Origin of the sequence: Psychrosphaera sp. F3M07 (genome assembly GCF_018860345.1) — a bacterium.
Taxonomy (GTDB): Bacteria; Pseudomonadota; Gammaproteobacteria; order Enterobacterales; family Alteromonadaceae; genus Psychrosphaera; species Psychrosphaera aquimarina.
In genome coordinates, this window is record NZ_JAHKPJ010000012.1 from 236,486 (window position 1) to 259,455 (window position 22,970).

The 22,970-nt window shown below is 38.1% G+C and carries 12 protein-coding genes and 1 tRNA gene; 2 read left to right on the plus strand and 11 right to left on the minus strand.

The features are described from left to right. Positions 1-146: 146 nt before the first annotated feature. From dapE to KO505_RS06125, 10 genes are all read right to left on the minus strand, one after another. The gene (gene dapE, locus KO505_RS06080; RefSeq protein WP_216054554.1) at positions 147-1,532 is read right to left on the minus strand and encodes a succinyl-diaminopimelate desuccinylase; all 1,386 of its coding nucleotides are present in this window, start codon (positions 1,530-1,532) and stop codon (positions 147-149) included. Between the two features lie 210 nt (positions 1,533-1,742). Then, entirely contained in the window at positions 1,743-4,433 is a 2,691-nt protein-coding gene (locus KO505_RS06085) for a TonB-dependent receptor domain-containing protein (protein ID WP_216054555.1), read from the minus strand. Between the two features lie 475 nt (positions 4,434-4,908). Beyond that, positions 4,909-7,656, minus strand: coding sequence for a hypothetical protein (locus KO505_RS06090; protein WP_216054556.1), 2,748 nt, complete (start codon positions 7,654-7,656; stop codon positions 4,909-4,911). Positions 7,657-7,835: 179 nt separating this feature from the next. Continuing rightward, positions 7,836-8,711, minus strand: coding sequence for a hypothetical protein (locus KO505_RS06095; RefSeq protein ID WP_216054557.1), 876 nt, complete (start codon positions 8,709-8,711; stop codon positions 7,836-7,838). Positions 8,712-8,910: 199 nt separating this feature from the next. Next, a tRNA-Pro gene (locus KO505_RS06100) sits at positions 8,911-8,987 on the minus strand. A 249-nt stretch (positions 8,988-9,236) separates the two neighbouring features. Further along, positions 9,237-12,836 (minus strand): M1 family aminopeptidase, encoded by a 3,600-nt coding sequence (locus KO505_RS06105; RefSeq protein ID WP_216054558.1) that lies wholly within the window; start codon positions 12,834-12,836, stop codon positions 9,237-9,239. Next, the gene (locus KO505_RS06110; protein ID WP_216054559.1) at positions 12,829-13,725 is read right to left on the minus strand and encodes an ABC transporter ATP-binding protein; all 897 of its coding nucleotides are present in this window, start codon (positions 13,723-13,725) and stop codon (positions 12,829-12,831) included. Before KO505_RS06110 ends, KO505_RS06105 begins: the two co-directional genes overlap by 8 nt. A gap of 320 nt (positions 13,726-14,045) precedes the next feature. Next, positions 14,046-16,589 carry an EAL domain-containing protein gene (locus KO505_RS06115; RefSeq protein WP_216054560.1) on the minus strand — a complete coding sequence of 848 codons (2,544 nt, stop codon included), beginning with the start codon at positions 16,587-16,589 and terminating at the stop codon, positions 14,046-14,048. Positions 16,590-16,747: 158 nt separating this feature from the next. Beyond that, positions 16,748-17,332: a dCTP deaminase gene (gene dcd, locus KO505_RS06120; RefSeq protein WP_216054561.1), complete on the minus strand. Its 585-nt coding sequence runs from the start codon at positions 17,330-17,332 to the stop codon at positions 16,748-16,750. Positions 17,333-17,371: 39 nt separating this feature from the next. Further along, entirely contained in the window at positions 17,372-18,484 is a 1,113-nt protein-coding gene (locus tag KO505_RS06125) for an Mrp/NBP35 family ATP-binding protein (RefSeq protein ID WP_216054562.1), read from the minus strand. A 160-nt stretch (positions 18,485-18,644) separates the two neighbouring features. Between KO505_RS06125 and metG the strand changes: the two genes are divergently transcribed. Both metG and KO505_RS06135 read left to right on the plus strand, forming a co-directional pair. Beyond that, positions 18,645-20,675, plus strand: a complete 2,031-nt coding sequence (metG, locus tag KO505_RS06130) for a methionine--tRNA ligase (protein WP_216054563.1) — start codon at positions 18,645-18,647, stop codon at positions 20,673-20,675. 211 nt (positions 20,676-20,886) lie between these two features. Next, positions 20,887-22,551, plus strand: a complete 1,665-nt coding sequence (locus KO505_RS06135) for an AMP-binding protein (RefSeq protein WP_216054564.1) — start codon at positions 20,887-20,889, stop codon at positions 22,549-22,551. Between the two features lie 232 nt (positions 22,552-22,783). Here the strand turns inward: KO505_RS06135 and KO505_RS06140 are convergent, their stop codons facing one another. Next, positions 22,784-22,966, minus strand: coding sequence for a hypothetical protein (locus KO505_RS06140; RefSeq protein WP_216054565.1), 183 nt, complete (start codon positions 22,964-22,966; stop codon positions 22,784-22,786). Positions 22,967-22,970 lie beyond the last annotated feature (4 nt).

Genomic DNA, 22,970 nt, shown 5'->3' on the forward strand with positions numbered 1-22,970 from the left:
TTGAGTTGAGTATATTTAAGAAATGTGACTGATTTATGACAATAGACCTATGACTGACATTTTTACCAGTCATAGGTTTTCTATGTCGCGGGGACTTGTGAAGTACCATGTTATTGCTTGTTGCTATTTGCCTGCCATTCGCCGTGCTATTTGCCTGCCATTCGCTGTAGCACTTGAACATACTGATGCGTTAAATCAAGTAAGTCTTTTTCTGTTACGTATTCATTTACTTGATGCACACTATGACTTGGTAATCCAAGCTCAATCACCTGACAACCGCTTTTAGCGATAAAACGACCACCAGAAGTGCCACCAGCGGTAGACAAACGTGGAAAACGTTTAGTGACATCAAAGATTGCTTGTTCAACTTCCGCCACTAAATCAATGTCTATTGGTAAGGTAACTGTGGTTCGACTTTTACCTTCCCCTACACCTACTTCCGTAAATTCATTATTGGCCAAATGGCTGCCATTTATATTTTGTCCGTCTGATATACTTTGACCGACTAAACCGTCAAGGGAAGTACTCACAACATCAGAGTCGTTCATGCTATTAGCGGTTTCTCCCGATGTATAATAAGGCTCACAAGCACGATACCATCGAATAGAAATATCATTAGTTAATTGCTTTAACTGTACCAATCCATTAACAATTCGTTGTTTAATATTGGCTTCCGTTTCTTTATGACTATAACGGATATTAAACGTTAAACGACACTCTCCTGGTATTACATTATCGCCAGCGTCACAGGTTTGTATTCCGGTAATTTCTAAGTGACTGCCTGGAAAATCATCACTACCTTGATCCCAAGACTGCTGAGTTAACCATTTACCCATCACGACTGCAGTATGGGATGCATTTTTAGCGTTTTGTGGAAACGCAACGTGTCCATGTTTACCAATAATGGTGATTTCAGCAGAGATAGAACCTCTACGGCCAATTTTTAATACATCACCTGATTGTTCAACACTTGTTGGCTCACCCACTATGCAATAATGCGGTAACTCTTGAGTTTGAGCTAAACGAGACACTATTTCTTTGGTGCCGTATTCTGCATCACCTAATTCATCACTGGTGATCAAAAAATAAAAGGTAAATTTGTCTAAATCTAATGATGACAAAACGTGTTCAAAAGCCGTTAACATTGAGGCTACAGCCCCTTTCATATCGGCAATGCCACGACCTATAAACTTGTCATCTTGTATGGCTAATGAAAAAGGTTCTGTATGCCATAAGTCTACATTAAGGGCAGGTACCACATCGGTATGACCGCAAAATGCAATCCTAGTTGAGCCTGATCCAATTTTAGCTATAAGGTTACTGACGCCCTCCACTTCGAAGTCATCAACAGACATGCCTAAACTTTTGAAATAACGTTTTAAGTATTGTTGGCAACCGGCATCATTAGGTGTGGTCGACGGTCTATGCAAAAGTTGAGTTAAATGCACTTTAATCGCATCAATATCAACTTGATTGATAGATGTATTTAAGCCCATTGTTGAGACGGGTGAAGGGTTAATTTGAGATCTCATCTTTGTATTTCCAACTTGCATAAATTGCCGCTTATTTGTTAGTTACATCACTGTTTACAATGAAGTATTTAATAGTTCAAACATGTTAATAAGGTGACAATATTGTTAATTATTAATGACTGAACCGTGACAGTTTTAAGAATAAATGGACAAGGGATGTCAAATCCCTTGCCGTTTTTATCTTTGTCTTAGTTTTGTCTTAGTTCTGTCTTAAAATTCCATTTTATAGCTAACGCTAAAGCCAATGCCTTTGGTGGTTGAACGTAATAGTTCATCGTCAAAGGTGATCTCTTTTTGCTCGTCTAAAATATTAGTGAGCTTAAATTTAATCTGGCTAGAGAACGTAGGGAAATAAGTGTAATTCACATCTAATGAGTGAAACGGCTGTTCCATTGCATCTTCAAAACCATCAATACCAGCGATGATCACTCGCTCACCAAATACGTTGTAAACCACGGTAGCTAAATGTTCACCATTTGGTGAGTCATAACCAAGTTGTAAATTAACCACATATTCTGAATGACCTGTTAAACGACGCTCAAGGTTAGTGATTGAGGTAGATACACCGGTTTGGTCAACAATATTTTGTCTATCCAATGTGATTTTTGAATCACTTAAAGTTAAGTTTCCTGACATAAATGAGTTTTGTGCAAATTCACCTAATGCCCCTTTTAACATATTAAGATCTTGTAAAAACTCAAACTCAATCCCAGTTACGGTTGCCTCTTCACCATTGGCAATACGGATAAGAGGTGGCCCATCTTGCGCAGGTGATTGCACCGCTTCTATTGGGTTATCTAACGATTTAGTAAACACCCCAACCGATATATTATTACCCGCTGGCATATACCACTCCCAACGTAAATCTAAGTTGGTCATATCTGTGGTTTTTAACCCTGGTGTGCCTTGCACTGGATATTCAGTTAATGGGTCAATATAGGTTGCAGCCGTGATCTCTCTTAAATCTGGGCGTACGACCGTTTGTCCAAAACTGGCTCTGAATTGCATTTCATCATTTAACAAATACGTTAACGCCAATGATGGGTACACACCGTCTTCACTGAAAGTTAGCTCTTCGACACTGGCTTGATCGTTGGTTAAGTCAACTTCACCGGTAAACGGATTATAAGGTAAAGCGGTTTGACTAAAGTCTTCGAAACGCGCCCCGCCCGAAATACGATACTTATTATTAATAAAGAAATCAGCTTCAAGATAATACGCATCTATGCTTTGTTCTGCGGTATATAAATCTCCCGCAATGGTGGTGTCGTTTAACACTGAACGGTATAGGTTCGCATCCGCTAATTTGTCGTTAGATAATACTTGATTAAGATCGTTACCGTCTAAATCAAATCCACTTGGTAATGCTCGAGTATCTAAATCAAATCGACGGTTATCTGCTGAACGGGTTTTGTCCACCATGCTCGCGCCTACTTTGAATTCCATTTCTAAACCAGATAAGTAAATAGGCAAAGACGCATTAAAAGAAAAATGCTCTACGTTATCCACTAAGTCTTGGAAATTAAAACGAGCTGCGGTACGGCCAAGTCTTACCGAAGATTCAGTTTCTGGATCGTAAATACCATCTTCATTTCTATCAGATACAACGTAGCTTGTTTCTAAACCACTCGGTGCATAACGGTTAGATTCAGAGTCAGAGTAAATCCAATCTAGTCCTAACAAATTTAACGCGGCAAACGTATGTTGACCACTTAACTGTAAAGCGGTTAATGAGCGCTCTTCGTACGTCACTTCTTTACTGTTTATGATGGCGTTATTTTCTGATGGTGAGACATTGCTTGAGCGGCCAAATTTATTTTTGGCTTTATCTTCTGTGTCATTTAATACGATGTAATTTAGGTTTAGCTCATGGGCTTTGTTGTAATTTGCCCCTAAGTTGATCATATAAGAAGTTTTAACCATTTGGCTGGTTGTTGTTACATCGTCATATCCACGCACAAACGTGTATTGTTTACCTTCATCCGTATCAACCGAACTCCACTGCTCTAATTGATACTCTTCTGCAACCTGCCATGAGTTGTCATAAGCAAACGTTGTTAAAAATCCATACTCTAAGTCGCCCGCGTCAAAAACATCACCATAGGCGATATCAAAACCAACATTAGGGTTAATACTGGAAGTTTTCGGTGTTAAGTCGCGATTTAAGTCAAGCAAACCTTGCAAGCTGTCTTCTGCCGATATGTAATCTAATGATTGTGATACCTCACCCAAAGGAGACCAATATTGACTTATCGAAGCAGGTGCATCTCTAGTGCCATCGTCTTTACCCATCCAGTCAGTATCACTGCCCGTTGTGGTTAATCCATCATCGAAGTTATTACTATTGCCACCAATTTTACCGCTGAAGTTAAATACTCGACTATCTGGAATGCTCTTTAATCGAATATCCACATTACCACCACCAAAAGCGGCAGGCATTGACGGTGAATATGATTTTTGTACTGCAAGTCCTTCAATGATCTCTGCTGGGAATAAATCCAAAGGGATAACAGAGCGTGTTGGGTCTGGGCTTGGTACCGCTGCGCCATTTAATTGTGTTGATGAATAACGTTCACCTAAACCTCGTACGTAAATAAACTTACCATCCACCAAGGTTAAACCAGTCACACGACGTAAAGCGGCGGCAGCATCACCATCACCAGAACGTGAGATTTGCTCAGCACCCATAATGTCGGCCACAAAAGCTTGATTTCTTCTTTCTTCAATAACCGCGGCTGCGCTACCTTTTAAGCGAGTGCCTGTGGCGACCACTTCTTCAATATAATCTTCAGTTTCTGCTTTTTTATCATCTTCTGCTGCAAACAACGAAACCGGCATTAATGTAGAAATAATCGCAAGTGTCATTGTTGAGAGTTTAAATATTGGTGACGATTGGCTCATTGGTTACTCCTGAGTCATCAGTAATGTATTAATAATTTTGATGACATATTAGGGGTGGTGTGTGACAGTTTTATTAACCAATAATTACAACTTTATGACAAAGTATTTTATCTCTATTTTTAGCATTATTGTTAATCCCCTTTACGTTCACTTGCTTACTAACCTATTGATTTTTAATTTACTTTGGGCAAAAAAAAGCCGCAAAAAATATATTGCGGCGAGTACAACAGGACGTCGGAAAAACATGAAAAATTATATTAAAACCAGAGGAGCTTTAATACGGGATTAGAATAAGTGTTTAATATTTCAAACAGATGTCACAAGTGATTATTTTTCAATTTATATATTTATTTTTCTATAGCTTTAGATAAGTTTTAAACATAAAAAAAACCAGTTACTAGGTAACTGGTTTAGTTATTAACTTAAGTGGTTAAGTAAGCGTTATTCGCTAGCACCTAACTCTTAAAGTTTGGGGTTAGTCTAGACCAACAGCCCAACCTTTAGTCCAATCGTTATCCGCATTTTTTACTGCACCGATGAAATCTGTTGTTTCAAAGAATGCACCGTGAAGAGCGTTAGCGTCAGCAGCTGTTGTTGTATCGATAGTAAAGATACCGTTAACAACTGCAGCCATGTTTGCAGCAACTGAATTGTTGCGACTTGCATCTGACCACCAAGCTGATAAATCAACATCGCTGTCACCGTTTTTGAAGTTTTCTGTACAAGCGATTACTGAGTTAGTGATGTTGATACCACCATCTGCTAAGTAGTCTTGACCATTAGGGTTTGTCGCTTCGCCTTCAACTTCAAGACATTCGCCACCCGCATTAGTAATTAATGCATTCACCATAGTCACTTTAGTACCTTCACGGAAGTAGAAACCTTCAGAGTCTTTATCCGCTGATGTGTAGTCATTACCTATCATAGTGATGTTGGCAATAGTTGGGTTTGACACTGGCGTTTTAGACATATCTTTGTCGTTGTCAGCTTCAATACCACGGTTTGCTTCACCATCTTCAGATGCATGTTTTATTAACACATATTGCATTTTACCGCGGTAACCGTTATCCCAATCAACGCTGTCATCTTTGTTCGCTGTTAGGACAACATGTTTAACGTTTACTGAACCACCAAAGAACTCAACACCGTCATCTGCATTAGCGTGAACTTGGATGTAATCAACCATAGTACCTGAACCAACACCGGCAAACGTAATACCGTTAAGCTCATTATCTGGTGCTACTTCGAAACCTGCATTTTTAACTACAACGTAGTTTAAAGTACCTGAATTATCTTCCCAGTTTGTTCCGCCAAATACACCACCAGAGACAACACCCTCAACTTGCAGTGAACATTCACCTTCTGAAGGACATTTGTTTGAAGGCGCATTGCCTAGAATAACCATGCCACCCCATTGACCTGAACCTTCAGTTTGGTCAAGTACGTCTTGTTTAGAAGTAAACATAATTGGAGCTTCAGAAGTACCAACCGCTTCAATTTTTGAACCGCGGCTTACAACTAAGTAATCACCACCGTTAGAACCATATACTGTCGTACCGGCGTCAATTGTTAGGATTGCAGAATTTTCATTATCACCACCAACAAATACTGGACCATTTAGTGCCCATAAGTTGTCTTTGGTTAATGTTAAGTCTGATGTAATACGACCTGATAATTCACATGTTGTTGTAACACCGTCTACTGATTCAATTTTAGCTGAACCTGATGGGCAACCCGCTACTGAAGATACACCGCCACCGAAACCAAATGCCCAACCTTCACGCCAGTCATTAGTTTCATCTATGGCTCCAACAAAAGTCGTAGTTTCCAACATGCCCATATTAGCCACATCTTTAACTGCGATTTTGTCATCACCTGTTATTGGTGAATCATCGTGTGCTAAAGGTACACCGTTATTGGCTAAAAATGCACTGGTAACCACTGAATTATTTTTGCCATCTTCTGCAACAAATGCAGCTAAATCAACTATAGAGTGAGTATCATTCTCAGCCAATTTTCCATCTTTAGTTGGTTCAGTACATGCGATAACTGTGCTTTCCATCACAATGCCGCCATCTTCTAAATGAGCTTGTGATACAGCGTTACCTTCAACTTCAAAACATTCACCACCAGCGCCCGTAATTACAGAGTTGTAGATGCTAGCTTTTGTACCTTCACGTAAATAAATACCTTCAGAGTCTTTATCATCGCTCTTATAGTTATTACCTACAATTGTTAGGTTAGAGATCATGACATCTGACATTGGCGTTTTACTAGGCGTAGAACCGTCATTGTCAGCTTCTATACCACGGTTTGCTTCACCGTCATTTTTATCATGTTCAACATAAGCATATTGAATTGAACCACGGTAACCGTTATCCCAATCAATTGAATCATCTTGGTTGCCCGTTAATACTAAATGTTTAACACTTACGGTTCCGCCAAAAAATTCAACACCGTCATCGGCGTTTGCGTGAACTTGTATGTAATCAACGTCAGTACCAGAACCAACACCACCAAATGTAATACCATTTAACTCATTGTCTGGTGCGATTTCGAATCCAGCGTATTTCACCACAACGTAGTTTAATGTACCTGAATCATCTTCATCATTGTCGCCACCAAATACAGCACCTTCAAATGCACCTTCAACTTGTAGTGCACAGCTTGTTCCGTCAGTAGGACATTTATTAGATTTTGCGTTACCTAGGATAACTACACCACCCCATTGACCAGCACCAACCGTGGTACCCATAACGTCATTTTTAGAGGTCATGATAATTGGCGCTTCGGCTGTACCTAACGCTTCAATTTTAGAACCACGGCTAACCACTAAATAGTCATTACCGGTTTCACCAAAGATAGTTACGCCTGGGTCTACTGTTAGAACGGCACTATCTGCGTTGTCGTTACCGATAACAACTGGACCGCGTAATGCGTAAACTTTGTCAGCCGTTAATGTTAAATCTTCTGTAATTACACCCGTTAAAATAACGATATCAGCTTCAACTGATGTTGCAGCCAGGTAATCCGCTTCTAACGTTTCTTGGTCTATTTCAATTTGTGTTTTTGGTGCAACGTAACCATCACATCCTTCAGGGATAGGTGTTACTGCACATTCATCAACAACCACATCTACTGGGTCTTTATCGTCACTACAAGCCACTGTCATAGTTAACGCTAGTGTTACTGCCGAAAGTTTGAATAAATCTTTAAGTTCCATTACGTACTCCGAGTACTTTTATAGTTTTTGATTAATTAAATTATCGGAACGTAGATTAAGGATTAAAAATGACAAAACGGTGACTGTAAAAAGACAGTGAGTTGACAGTTTTATTACATAACGATGACATTATGTATGGAGAGTAGAGGAAGACAGCGGCTAGCGCATTTGTAGTCTAATTAAAAAGCTGTAATCCAATATCGTGGATTAGTTGGGTCGGTTTGTTTTGATAATAATGGGTTATTTAACTGGAATATACGTTTGCCTTTCCACTTATCTAGAGGGAAGGCATATTTAGTCACTTTATGGTTTTGCATAAAGGAATCAAATTCGCCACTATCAATTAATTTTTCCAAACCAATTTCAATAGCCATACTTAACGCAATATTTTTTTTATTCACAAAATAATATATTGGGTAAGGATAATGAAGTAATACGTCATCTAACATAACTAAGTCATTAAATGTTTTTTGTGCTACAGCCAGTTCACCATAGCCCTCAAATATAGCTCTGGGGAAATACTGACAACGACCTTTATTCACCATGGCAAACATTGCGTCATATCGACCTGCCGCTGCGACTTTATATCCATTTGCCTGTAAAATTTTTGTATCTGGCCAATGCTCCCCCTGGCACGCTACTTTTCGTTTCAATTCGGCTTCACTTAACTGTGAAAAATAACTTAGGTTTTGTTTTTTTAAAATTGAAACCCGATAACCTAACAGCCCTTTCATTAAGGGTATTTTTACCGCGTGAAATTTATTTTCACTTTCTATTGTTGTTCCCATCCAATACACATCAATTATGTCATCGGTTAACAACTGCATAGAACGACCTTGAGTTAGGCTAGTGGCATCGACAAGTCTTGTATAATAAGGATCAGTGCTACCTGCTTTGAGCGCTTTACCTAATAATTGATAGAAATAATCTTGGGTGACATCTTCAGCTGACTGTTGTCCGAGCACACGAACAAGCGTAACTTCAGAGGAATAAGAATATGAAGAAAATAATGTTAAAACCGAACTTAGAAGTAAATATATGGTTCTTTTAAACACCAGTGACTAATCCATTATGTAATTGAAGCACTCATATTATAGGCTAAACATACGTCCTACAAACCAATACTTAACTGAGGCTCAGTTAGACTATACCAATGCGTTAAAAACTCAAGCATCTAAGGATAGTTCAATGTCCGAAACTGCATTTCAATATTAACCACATCTATAATTTAATAGATGAGATTAAGGAGTTAATTGGTCGGTATGAGAGGATTTGAACCTCCGACCCCTGACACCCCATGACAGTGCGCTACCAAGCTGCGCTACATACCGACCGAGGTGGCTAAAGTATCACTCAGCCCTGTAAATATCCAGCGAAAAAGTTCAAATTTATGTGTATTCAAAAACAATGAATATCAATAGCTTATATTTTAAACATGCATTACTTTCAATAGTAATAAGTCAACATCTTTAAGGATATTGTTAACCTTATCAACACCGCGACATTCATTAAAATAACACTCAAGTTTGCTTGTTTTTACTCACATCCATACTCTTTTCTTCATTGAGCCGAATTATTACTTATAAAACGGCGAGTCGCTTAGTATTATTTTCTCGTTGCTGATCTATGCTCTGATAATATGGGTCAAGTTGAATAAATTCCGGTCGTTTTAAAACCTCAAAATTAAAACATGTATTTGGCTGTATCACGTTGACTTTAGTATGTAATAAAGTGCGATTATCTGCTGGTTTGTCAAATAAATTTGCAGGATGTTCACTAAACAGAGCTAGTTCAACTAATTGGCTTTTATTGTCCGTAGTAGCGTAATTAGATATGCAGACATCAACAGAAAACAGTCCGTTCACTAATGTTGTAACGTGAGTGCTTTCTATAGTCCAATCGTTTACTACCACTTGTTGAAGCCATTGTTTAATAAAATCTTGATGTTCAAAGTTTGTAACTGTGTTTAATGCGTGAATAAAATCTAACGTTGTGGCTGGTTTGTTTGGGTATCCGTGTTTTTTAAGCACTAACCTGAGTGCTTCATTCACTTTATTCGCGCCAAGTTGTTTTTGTATTGCGTTCATCGCAATCGTACCTTTGGAGTAGATAAGGTGTTTTTCATCCGCTCGATATAGTGGTTTTTCAGTTTCGGGACTTTGTCCCCTTCCATATAAATATCGGTTATTTTCGTATTGTAAAAAACGGTGCAAATAGGCTTCACCATACTTTTGGATCAATAATTGCGCTTGGGTATATACCGCTAACGTTTCAACCAAGACAGAGCCTCCTTCCGTGATTGCACTGTCTAATCCATGTCCCCACCATTGGTGTGCGGTTTCATGTACCGTCCGTCGATATAAATGATCGAATGCTTGATTATTACTCCTGTCCACCACAAAACCTAACTTTTCATCAATGAGCATCATTTGTGGCATAGCATAACCAGATTGATTAAATACATTTGGTACTTCAAACAAACGCAGTTGTTTATATGGATAACGACCAAAATTTTGATTGCCATAACGTAAGGTGTCTGCAATCGCCTCAATATGCTCTTGCGCAATTTTTGTGTGTTTTTCTATATGGTAAACTTCAACATTTATCCCATCAACATCGCGCTCAGACACCATAAATACCCCAGACAATACTGGTTGTATTTTTCTTATTGGTTGTTTCGTTTTGTAATGGTAAACATTTCGGTTATCGTCCTTAGAATGGGATATCAACTCACCCGGAGCAACGACAATATGATTTTCCGCTGTAGTTAGACGCGTTTCAATTGTTGCCCACTTAAGTTGATGGCTAAAGTCACCATCATATTTAGTGATATCTTGCTCAAGACTTAATGCAACAGGTAGTTCCGGCAAGCCAAACTCTCTTCGTTTTACAACAGAATTCAAAACATAATGCTCTGAAAAACCTAAAAACGGCATATAACGAATATCTCTAAAATAAATAAAGGTAGGCGTAAATGCACTATCCGATATTAACCCGTTATAACCGTTATGCGTTCGCTCAGCGCTAAATGATAAAGTTAACTGTTGTTGTGGTTGCATTGGGGTATTTAGTTTAAAGAGATACTGAGAAAAATGTTTATCGTGCTCTATTAACGTGGCATTTTCCAAAGACATCATTTTATAATTTACATCTGTGTCAGTACTGATCAAAATGTCTTTAATGGGCTGTTGAGTTTTATTTTGTAATTGATACTGCCCTGTGATTTGATAACGGCGTTGCTTGGGGTACAGATCCATATTCGTCTTAACAGCAACCACTGTTGGCTGCTGAAGTTCACGGTAGCTTTGATACTTTTTCTCGTAATCCGCATGCCATTGGTAATAATCATTAGCCGATTGAAAATTACCAACAATATTGGTTTGATAATAGACATGCCCGCCAGCCACTATTGATAAGACAGAAAACGTGGCTAATGCTAACTGATTGGGCTTACTTTGGTTCCCTTTTAGCAGTTGAGACCATGAAGCAACATCTTTACCGCGTTGCATTAACCTAAAACTGATTAACGCCAATACCACTGATACACTTGTCCATAATGCCATGTACCCCCAGAAAGCATCAGAAGTAGCACTAAAACCAACTAATTCAGAGTGTTGTAATTGTGGCGAATGACCAAACTTAAACAACCCATGTTCTAAACCTATATACCCCCCTAAATTGGATTGAGATAAAATAATAAAAAATAATGACACCACCATTGCTACCAATTTATTTGGGCTCACCGCATTTATAAATAACACTAAGGTGGCAATACACAACAGAGGAATGCCCACATAAACGTACAAACTGCTATATAGAACGAAATCGATATCCCCACCATAAATCCATTGCAACGCCATGGAAATAATAATGGCAAAAGTAATAAAAGTAAGTGGTATACACACCAAAGCGAACCATTTTGCCATATAACGTTGTACATTAGAGATTGGAGTCACATCGATTAAATCTGCAATGTTTTTTTCTTTATCACGCCATGCAATTTCTGCAGAAAATATCACTAAGAACAAGGCGGAGAAGGTTGGCAATATATCAAACCCAAAGCGATTGATTGCAATACTAGTAGTAGGGACAGGGGTAACATCTAAGCTTTCTAAATATACCAAACCAGATATGACTTCAGAACCTAGTAATATTCCCCAAGCCAATACAATAAAAACAAAGGTTTTGGTTAAGACTGTAGTTAAATATTCAGTTTTAACTAAGGCTTTAAATGCAGCCAAGGCATCAAACTCAGTTACTACTACTGGGTTAAAGGTGATATTTTCGCTATTAATTTTGGCAGATGCATCTAAATTAGCTTTTCCTGAGTTGAGTTTATTGCTTACTTTTAACCTTAGCTCAAAGTAAAAATAACTCATTAAGATGGTGGCAATTGCACTAAGGAGCACCAAAAGTCGATTAAACAATAAAGAGTCCGTTAATATTACTTGCAAGGTATTACGCTGCTCTACCGTCCAGTAAAGTGCTTGTTTATAAAACTCAGCACTGGCCATAGGATCGAGTAAATCAAAGATTATTTTTAACGTTTCATTTAATACAAATGGTTGTGCCATGTTAGGCGAACCTGTGATCACACTTAATAATTGATATAAAAAAAACGCCAAGCCAGCTGCCAAATACACCTGTAACGACGAACGACTAAACAAGCCTAATGCAAATAACAATACACTTGATAACAAAATAGCCGGAAAAATGAAAACTAGACTTGTCCATATTAAGACACTTAGTAATAAGCTAATATCAATCGGTACTTGGCTGGAGGATGATAACATTGCCAATCCAATTGATAGTCCTATCAGAAATGCAAAATAAACCAAAATAGAAGGAATAAATACGCCAAACCAACGTGATAATAAATAGTGCAGTTTACTTACTGGTGTGGTGAATACTAATTCCTCCAATTGAAACTGGCGATCTCGTACAGTGGCTTTAACAACAAAGACTGCCTGAATGATTGGAAAAATAAATCCGACTGTGATGATTGTCTTGGTTAAATAATAAGATCCCCAAGCTAACACGCCTTTTTCTGTTGGTAGGTTTTGCACGATAAACATGCCAAATAACACAGCTAAAACACTAAGAGAATAAAATAATATTTGACGGGTTTGCAATTTTATTTCTGAGCGAATTAAAGCATAAGTTACTGCTGAACTAGACATGAACGTTTCCTTGTTTTTCAACTAACAGCGAAAAATATAGATCCTCTAAGTCTGGTATTACGGCATTGAATTCACTTGCAGGGCAAGTGTCACTTATTACATGTATTTCAACTTCTCCAGCCACTAAGCGGTGGCTGATCACTTGATGTAATGTTTGATATTGTGACAGTTGTCCTTTATTGATGGTTGCTTGCCACAATTTGCCATTAAGTGATGATGTTAGTTCACTAGGTGCGCCATTGGCGATAATTTCACCATTTACTTGCACGGCCATGTTTGGGCATAAGTTACTCACGTCTTCAACAATATGAGTGGATAAAATCACCACGGTATTCTCACTAATATCGCTTAATAAATTATGAAAACGATTACGTTCTTGTGGATCTAAACCGGCTGTCGGTTCATCTACAATCAATAACTTAGGCGCGCCTAATAACGCTTGGGCGATCCCAAAACGTTGTTTCATACCACCAGAAAAGCCGCTGACTGCTTTGTTTTGCACATCCGTTAGATTCGTTAAATATAATAATTCTTGAATTTGCTTATGTCGTTGCTTTTTATCGCTTAGCCCTTTTAGCAAGGCAAAGTGTTCTAACAAAGCAAATGCTGACATTCCAGGATAAACGCCAAACTCTTGCGGTAAATACCCTAATACAGGGCGTAGTTTTTCTGGCTCGGTTAATACATCTATCCCATTAAATTCAATCTGACCAGAGTCAGGTAATTGCAGTGTGGCAATTGTGCGCATTAAAGTGGATTTACCAGCACCATTTGGTCCTAACAAACCAAACATCCCCGCTTTAATCGTTAAATTAATGTTATTCAAAGCAATAACATCATTTTTATTCTCACTGCTATATGACTTACATAAATTACGAATAGTTAACATGGGTAGCAATATCCTGATAAATTGAATAACCAATTTTGAACAAAATTAGCCTAAATTAAAATAAACAAATGTTCACCGTATTTTCGATAATTAATAGAGTACTAACTTGGATTGGTTTACTAACCAACTCAGTATCAAGCAAATTTAATTTCCGCCGGTACGACGTCAATCAAAAATTTAAAGTTGAGTGATATCTACTGGGCCTCTTCACTTTTAAAGATTAGTAAGAAAGTTCTATCGTCAAGTTAACCAAGGGAGGATATTCCTATTAGCAAGTTTTATTGAAAACACCCAAACTAAGTTATCTATTGATAAGAATCTCATTCATGTTGTTTTGGCTTTTTCTGTAACCATCTCATATAGTCGATAAAGGCCATCGGTTTTGCATATAAATACCCTTGGGCAACAGGGCAAGAGAAGTTATTTAAAATCTCAGCAACTTCATGTGTTTCAACCCCTTCAGCCACAACAGACACTCCTAAACGACGTCCCAGTGCAATCGTCATTTCAGTTATCATATTATTACGTTTAGACATGGCGAGATTCATGAAAGACCTGTCTATTTTAAGCATATCAAACGGCAATTGGCTTAAATAATCTAAGTTTGAATAGCCTGTACCAAAATCATCAATCGCTATTTTATAACCTTGTTGATGCAACTCAGTTATGACTGACTTTGCCATCTCAGGATCATTCGTAGTCGCCGACTCCGTTAACTCAAACACAATTGTTTTAGGCGGGATTACATACTCTGCTACTGTCGTCAAAATATGCGCTATCAAGCCGTTATCGGTTAAATCTTTACTGGAAAGGTTGATTGAAATCGTATGTTCAAAGCCTAATCGATATAACTTAGCATGTTGAGATAAACCTTGAGTAATCACCCACTCGGTTAAATGGTGAATGGTGCCGGTCTCTTCCGCTATATCAATAATTCTCTCAGGTGAAACATACCCTAAATCACTATGATTCCATCTTAATAACAACTCGCTACCTTGTACCACGCCCGTTTTTAAATTGATTTGAGGTTGATGAAATAATTCTAAATCATCATTATCGATAGCCGTTTGCAGTTCGCCAGCTAATTCAAAGCGTTTCTTCACGTTTTCTGATTTATGCTGTTCATACCTTACCCAGCATTGCTCATTTTTGTTGCGGCCCAACATGGCTTGAAAGGCTAACGTGATCAGATTTTCTTTCTCTAAAGTATCATTAGGGTAACTAACGACACCGGCACGACAAGACACGGATATAGCGGCACCGTTTAACGTAATTAATGTAGACACGGCTTCTTGTATTGCCAAGAAGTTATATGACAAGGCTTCGTCAGACAGATCTCCGACAAATATCAGGGCAAAACAGGAATTACTAACCCGAGCGGTATGATAAGTTTTATTTTCAATGTTTTGTTCAAATTCATAGATGGAAGTTAGCCCGTCTGCATAATTTTCAACGTTGTTAAATAACTCAATATAAAATTGATTGGATAATTCAACGCCTAAACTGGGGATGAGATTATTGGCTTCTGGTATTTCAACTAAGACTAACGTAAAAGATTTTTTACCACTAACCAGTTTCTTAATCACTGGCTCTAATGCGGCTTTGTTTGGTAGTCCTGTGACTGGATCATGTTTGGTTCGGTAATCTCTGTCGACTTCATTGGCGCGAAATCTATCCATTAGGGCAATCGACATAATGCAAATTTCAGCGAGTACACCTAACAAAGCCGCATTTCGAGTCAGAAAATTATATGGAACACCGCCGTTAAATGCCGCAATTCCAATCCCCACACCAACAAACAGTGGTAACCAAGACAATAGATAATAACGTACCCACATTAGTCGGCTGCTGATCACCATCGACATTAAACTAATTACATAAACATATACAAACAACACGGCGGCAAAATAAACAGGCGTTAACGTCGCTTCGGTGAAATACAATGCACTAAAGGCAAACACTAAAATAACTTTTGATGCCATCATTCCTATATTAACAAACCAAGGTTTGATTTTATCAAAACGAAGAAACGAGATGGCAAACTTCAAAGCAAAGATTAACCCAATAAAATGAGTGATCATTAAATGATTATTAAACCAACGGGCCACTTCAAACGGAAAGACATAAAAGGAAAAACCATTAATTAAACTAATGGTGAAACCTGCAAACGCGATATAGCCGATGTAGTTAAAATACGAAGGATCGCCAATGCCTTTAAACATGATGTAGTTATAGATGATCATGATCAAAACTACCCCAATAAAACAACCAATCAACATCAACTGCGCACTACTTCGTAATTGAGAGTCTTCAATCAGCTCTATGATGATGGGGGATGCACTGGCACCATTGGTTTCAATATGGATATATATACTTTGGTCACGTTGAAAACCGTCATATATATTCATTTGAGGGACAACATAATCAAGATTATTTTTAGAAAATGTAGTGTCTCCGACTCTTTTGGTTTGAACCACAGCCCCTTTTTCTAATAAATAAAAGGTAATTGAATCCAACGTAGGGTTATCAACGGTGACACTAAAAGCACTTGATAAAGGATTAACCCCACCTTTTAAGTTAACACGGTACCAAACACTGAATACTAATGAATCTGGGCTGTGGAGTTTTTTAGATGCGTTAGCATACATACCAGAAGGGAGTTTATTTATCTGTGACAGTGAGAGTGGATTATCACTGTCATCAATATAATGAATGTTGAATTTTTCTTTGACTAAATCGGTTGAATTTTCCGTATTTTTGTTTATTGCTTGTTGGCCATTATGAATATTAACCGCAAATACAGTCACGATTATTGATACGATTATCAATAAAAATTGGATTGTTCTTTTTATGTTTATAGGCATTTATGGCCAACTCCGTTTGGTTATATAACAAGCCCTAGGCTAATAGGGTAGATAATTACAAACACTATTAATAACAATTATGACAAGAGCAATGTTAATAAACAAAGGTTAAAGAAAAGGCCTATGATTATTTTCATTAGGCCTTAATTGTTACGACATTAACTATCTTGGTTTATTCTGCTGCCATCCGCACCGGCTTGATTTTTATATTTTGCATCCACCCTTGAAGTGTAAGGCTTAGCAGCAGGCCCTGACATAACTTCAAAACTCAACGCACCAATCTTCATTTGTGGTTTTAACGCTAATGGTAATTTACCACTATTAAAAAACTCTAACACTATGTTGCCTGACCAACCTGGATCGATTCGATGGGCCGTAACATGTACCATTAAACCCAAACGAGCCAGTGAAGAACGCCCGTCAAGCCAACCAACCAAATCATTTGGTAAAGTAATGGACTCATGGGTAATTGCCAATGCCAACTCACCTGGGTGCAAGAAAAAAGCTTTATCATCGGCAATCACTATTTCATCACTCATGATAGATTCTAAGGCAATTTCAGTTTGTGCTTTAGGACCACTTAAGTCTATATATGGCGCGGCATGAGCTTGAAACACTCTAAACTTATTACCTAAAGTTAAATCAACGGTTACGCCAGAAATAGCATCATCTGAAGGTCGAGGGGAAATAACGATTCTTTCATCATTGATGGCTTTAATAATATCGGTGTCACAAAGACGCATTGTCTGTCCTAATTAGGTTAAATTTTTATTCAATTATTATTAACTGACTGCGATTACAGATACAGTTTGTTTTGATAGTTGCATCATAAGTGAAAATGCTAATTGGTGATACTCCATTGCAATATTTTCACTTACCAGCGGTTTATTAAGCACATAAGGCTCACCGGCATCGCCAGACTCTCTGACCCCAGCGATTAAAGGCAATTGAGCTAATAAAGGCACCTTGTGTTTAGCCGCACAACGGCCTCCGCCACCCAGGCCAAATAAATTATGCTGTTTGCCACAGCCGTCACAAATAAATTGACTCATGTTTTCCACTAACCCCAAAATTGGCGTATTCACTTTTTCAAACATATTGATGCCTTTTTCAGCATCTGCCAATGCCACATTTTGTGGTGTTGTGACAATCAATGCACCATCACATTTTATATTTTCTGACATCGTTAATTGAATATCCCCGGTACCCGGTGGCATATCCACTAATAGAATATCAAGTTCTGGCCAGTTAGTTTCATTAATCACTTGCATCAACGCACGTGAAGCCATTGGGCCGCGCCAAATCGTTGCTTTGTCTTCCGGTACGACAAAACCGATGGAATTTAAATAAACACCAAAACGTTCAAAGGGTTCCATAGACTTACCATCTTTGGACGTAATCGACTCACCAGCTAAACCAAACATAATTGGTACCGATGGTCCGTAAATATCCGCATCCAACACTCCAACCTTCACACCTTGCTCAGCTAAACTGGCCGCCAAATTTGCCGTAACGGTGGATTTACCAACACCACCTTTACCAGAAGCAACCGCCACAATTGACTTGATATTAGGAATATTTTGTTTGTTACTTTTGGTTGGCACATAAATAAAAGTTATAGGTGAGGATGATTGGGTTTGTTGTTGTAATATCTTGACTAATTCAGGCGCAAACTTACCTAATGAAAATGGTAATTCAATTGCAAATTCTCCATCGTTAAAATCAATTCCAATTTGACCATAAATACCATTTGGAAAATAACCATGACAGATCTGTTTTAATGCCTGTCTTAACGCTTGTTTTTGTTCATTAATAGTTAATGATTTCGTTAACTTTGCATCGCCCACGCGGGGAGGCTTATCACTTGACTTAGAAAACAACTTGGGAAATTTCATTTTTGCCTTAATCTTTACGACTTGATAGGTGCAAATATGCGGTAAATTATGTAACATCGGCTGCCTAAACTCTAGCGTTTTGGCAAATTCGTCACATCGCCAAATTTCAGCTTGTTAATTTACAGCTTAACCACTTGTTTATAAAGGTTTTTTCACAGTTATGGCATCAGACCAAGTAAATCGTAGAATTTTAGTAACCAGCGCCCTTCCGTACGCCAACGGACCAATTCATTTAGGTCATTTACTAGAATATATTCAGACCGACATTTGGTCGCGTTTTCAAAAAGCCCAAGGTAACGAATGTTATTACGTATGTGCAGATGATGCTCACGGCACACCAATCATGCTTAAAGCCCAAGAACAAGGCATTACACCAGAAGAAATGGTGGCTAAAACCGGCATTGAGCACAAACAAGATTTTGATGATTTTTTAATTGATTTTGATAACTATCACAGCACTCATAGTGAAGAGAATAAAGAGTTCTCGGCGTTAATATACAACAAACTAAACGATGCGGGATATATCGCAAAACGCTCTATCAGCCAGTTATTTGACCCTGAAAAACAAATGTTTTTACCTGACCGTTTTGTCAAAGGCACCTGCCCTAAGTGTGGTGCAGACGATCAAAATGGTGATAATTGTGACAAGTGTGGGGCGACTTATACCCCGACAGATTTAGTTAACCCTAAGTCTGTCATCTCTGGTGCAACTCCAGTGATGAAAGATTCAGAACATTACTTCTTTGACCTGCCAAAATTTGAACCCATGTTAAAACAATGGTTACGTAGCGGCAGCATCCAAACAGAGATGGCGAACAAATTAGAAGAATGGTTTGAGCAAGGTTTACAACAATGGGACATTAGCCGAGATGCTCCTTATTTTGGTTTCGAAATTCCAAATGCTCCTGGTAAATACTTCTACGTTTGGTTAGATGCGCCAATTGGTTATATGGCTAGCTTCAAAAACCTATGTACTAAAAACGGCGTTAACTTTGACGAGTTTTGGCAAGAAGGTTCGGACACTGAACTTTATCACTTTATTGGTAAAGACATTATTTACTTCCACAGCCTATTTTGGCCAGCCATGTTAGAAGGTGCTAATTTCAGAAAACCAACTAACGTTTTTGCTCATGGTTTTGTAACGGTTAACGGCGAGAAAATGTCTAAGTCTCGTGGTACCTTTATTAAAGCCAGAACCTTTTTAGATCATTTAAATCCAGAGTATTTACGTTATTACTTTGCTTCTAAGTTAAACAGTGGCATTACGGACTTGGACTTAAATCTTGATGATTTTGGTCAAAAGGTAAATTCAGATCTGATTGGCAAAGTGGTAAACATTGCCAGTCGTTGTGCCGGTTTTGTTAAGAAACGTTACGACAGTAAATTATCTGACAATATTGATAACCCTGAATTATTAGCTGAATTCCAACAAGCCAAAACAAGCATCACAGCGGGTTATGAAAATCGTGAATACGCGAAAGCCATTCGTGAAATTATGGCACTTGCAGACAAAGCTAATAAATACATTGATGACAAAGCCCCTTGGGTAACGGTTAAAGACGAAACCTTACAACAACAAACACACGATGTTTGTTCAATGGGTATTAATTTATTCCGTATATTGATGACCTATTTAAAACCTGTGTTACCAAAAATGGCTGAAGAAGTTGAGACATTTTTAAACGCTGAATTATCATGGAACACCATAGACACCGCACTAACCGGTCACGAAATAAATAAATTCAAAGCCTTAATGCAACGCGTTGATATGGATAAAGTCGCTCAGATGGTTGATGATTCAAAAGACAATTTAGTGGCCACTAAACCTGTTGCAACCGGTCCATTGGCTGATGATCCAATCGCAGATGAAATTGAATTTGATGACTTTGCTAAAGTCGATTTGCGTATTGCGAAGATCATTAAAGCTGAACATGTTGAAGGCGCTGAGAAACTATTAAAATTCCAACTGGATATTGGCGGAGAAACACGTCAAATATTCTCTGGAATTAAAGCGGCTTACACACCAGAAGAATTAGAAGGTAAGTTAACGGTTGTGGTTGCGAACCTAAAACCTAGAAAAATGCGCTTTGGTATGTCAGAAGGCATGATCTTAGCAGCGGGGCCTGGTGGAAAAGAGCTTTGGATTTTAGAACCGCATGAAGGTGCACAACCTGGTATGCGTGTAATGTAATAACTAAAATTACGGTATTGCACTAATTTTTTAACAGCAAAAGCAGAGGGCATACCTCTGCTTTTTTGTATCTAAATGCTATCAATGATCAATAACTTACCTTAATGTTGGCCTAAATGGTTTTTTTTATACATAATAGATTGATATCAATAAACAAAAATACCTACATCAACAGGTAAAATTTAATAATAACTATAAAAAGGCGGCGTCAATGGATAAAAGCCAATTCACACCATTACAGTGGTTAGAACACTGGGCAGAAACAACACCAAATAAGGTATTTTTGCATCAACCAGTAAACCGAGTTGTACAAACGCACACTTGGGCTGAAGTACAAGATAAAGTAGAAAATATTGCCGCATCCCTTCATCAGTTGGGCTTTGTCAAAGGTGACAAAATTGCGATATTAGCCAAAAACTGCGCTGAATGGTTGATCACCGATTTAGCCATCATGCGCGCAGGCATGATCAGTGTACCAATTTATCCTTCTGCCAATGCTGATACAATTCAATATGTTTTGGAACATTCAGAATCTAAAGCTGTATTCGTCGGTAAACTTGATAAATGGCAAGATGCCGATGTTGGTGTAAAAGGCACGGTAATTCGTCTGTCTATGGGTTATGAAACCATGCCATGTCAGTACGACTGGAATAAACTGCAAACCTTAGCCAAAGACCACGCTCCACTTGAAAAGTATATCCCTGAATTAGATGACACAATTTCAATCATATATACCTCAGGCAGTACAGGTAACCCGAAAGGGGCCATTATTAGTTATCGTGCATTTAATTGGGCGAACCAAGAAATCGTCAATTTATTAAAAATGACCGATAAAGACAGAATGTTGTCTTATCTGCCACTGGCACACATAACGGAACGCTGTTTTGTTGAAGGTGTTGCTTACCATGCCAATACAACCTTGTATTTCACGGAATCTCTTGAGTTTTTTGTTGAAGATTTACAATACGCAAAACCAACTGCATTTTTCTCGGTGCCGCGTTTATGGAGTTTATTCCAGAAAAATATCATAGATAAAATTGGCAATAACAAACTTAATGTATTGTTGTCTATTCCACTGATTTCAGGCTTGATTAAACGTAAGATTCAAAAGGGGTTAGGGTTACAACATGCTAGATTACTGGCATCAGGATCAGCACCAATCTCCCCTTCTATTTTACATTGGTACAACAAAATAGGGTTAAATATCTGTGAAGCTTGGGGCATGACTGAAAACTGTATCTATGCCATTGGCTGTTTCCCGTTTGAAGAAAAACTAATAGGCACCATTGGACGTGTATTACCAGGTTGTGAAGTGAAAACCACAGCAGAAGACGAACTGTTATTTAAAAGTGGCGGTTTATTTGATGGTTATTATAAAAATGAAGAAGCCACTAAAGAAGCCTTTACCGAGGATGGTTTTTTCAAAACAGGCGATTTAGCAAAAATAGACCCGGACTCAGGGGCAATTACCATTATTGGTCGAGTTAAAGACAATTTTAAAACCGCCAAAGGAAAATTTGTTTCTCCTGTACCAATTGAGAAAGTATTTGCACAAGACCCTCATATTGAACTGTTATGTCTATTAGGTTCAGGTATGGCGGCCCCTGTTGCATTAGTACAACTGTCTGAAGGTGCCGCTGCATTACCAAAAGAACAAGTTGCTGCATCTTTAAAAGAAAACTTGTTAGCGGTTAACAATCAGTTGGAGTCTCATGAAAAAATCGGCGCAGTTGTGGTGGTCTCAGAACCATGGACACCTGAAAATGATGTGTTAACCCCTACTCTAAAAATCAAACGTCATGTGTTGCATAAACAATTTGCTGAACGCGTTGAAGAGTTAAAAGGCCAACAAGTATTGTGGGAAACTGATCTTTAATTTGTACCCCATATAAAATAGCTCGCTCTGTAGCTGCTTTTAAAAATGATAAGCATATACAAAAGCTGAGTTTATTTTCATGTTGGGTTATCTCAAGATAGAGATTTTAAGACTTATAAAAAATCCGATAAATAATATTTATCGGATTTTTTATGTCAAAACTTGATTAAATTGACACTGCTTTTATAGCAGATTCATTTCAGTTTGGTATTTCATTAAGTTGATCTAACTATTATTGCCACTCTAATGAATCCCAATTGCTTTCATCCCAATTCTTGCTGTCTGCTTCACAAGTATTCGTTTCTTCACAAGGCGTTTCTGTTTCTTCACCTTCATCGTCACCATTACTACAAGCTATTAAGGCACAGGACAATAGTAATACAGAGAATAACTTGGTGTTATTTGCTTTACTCATAACA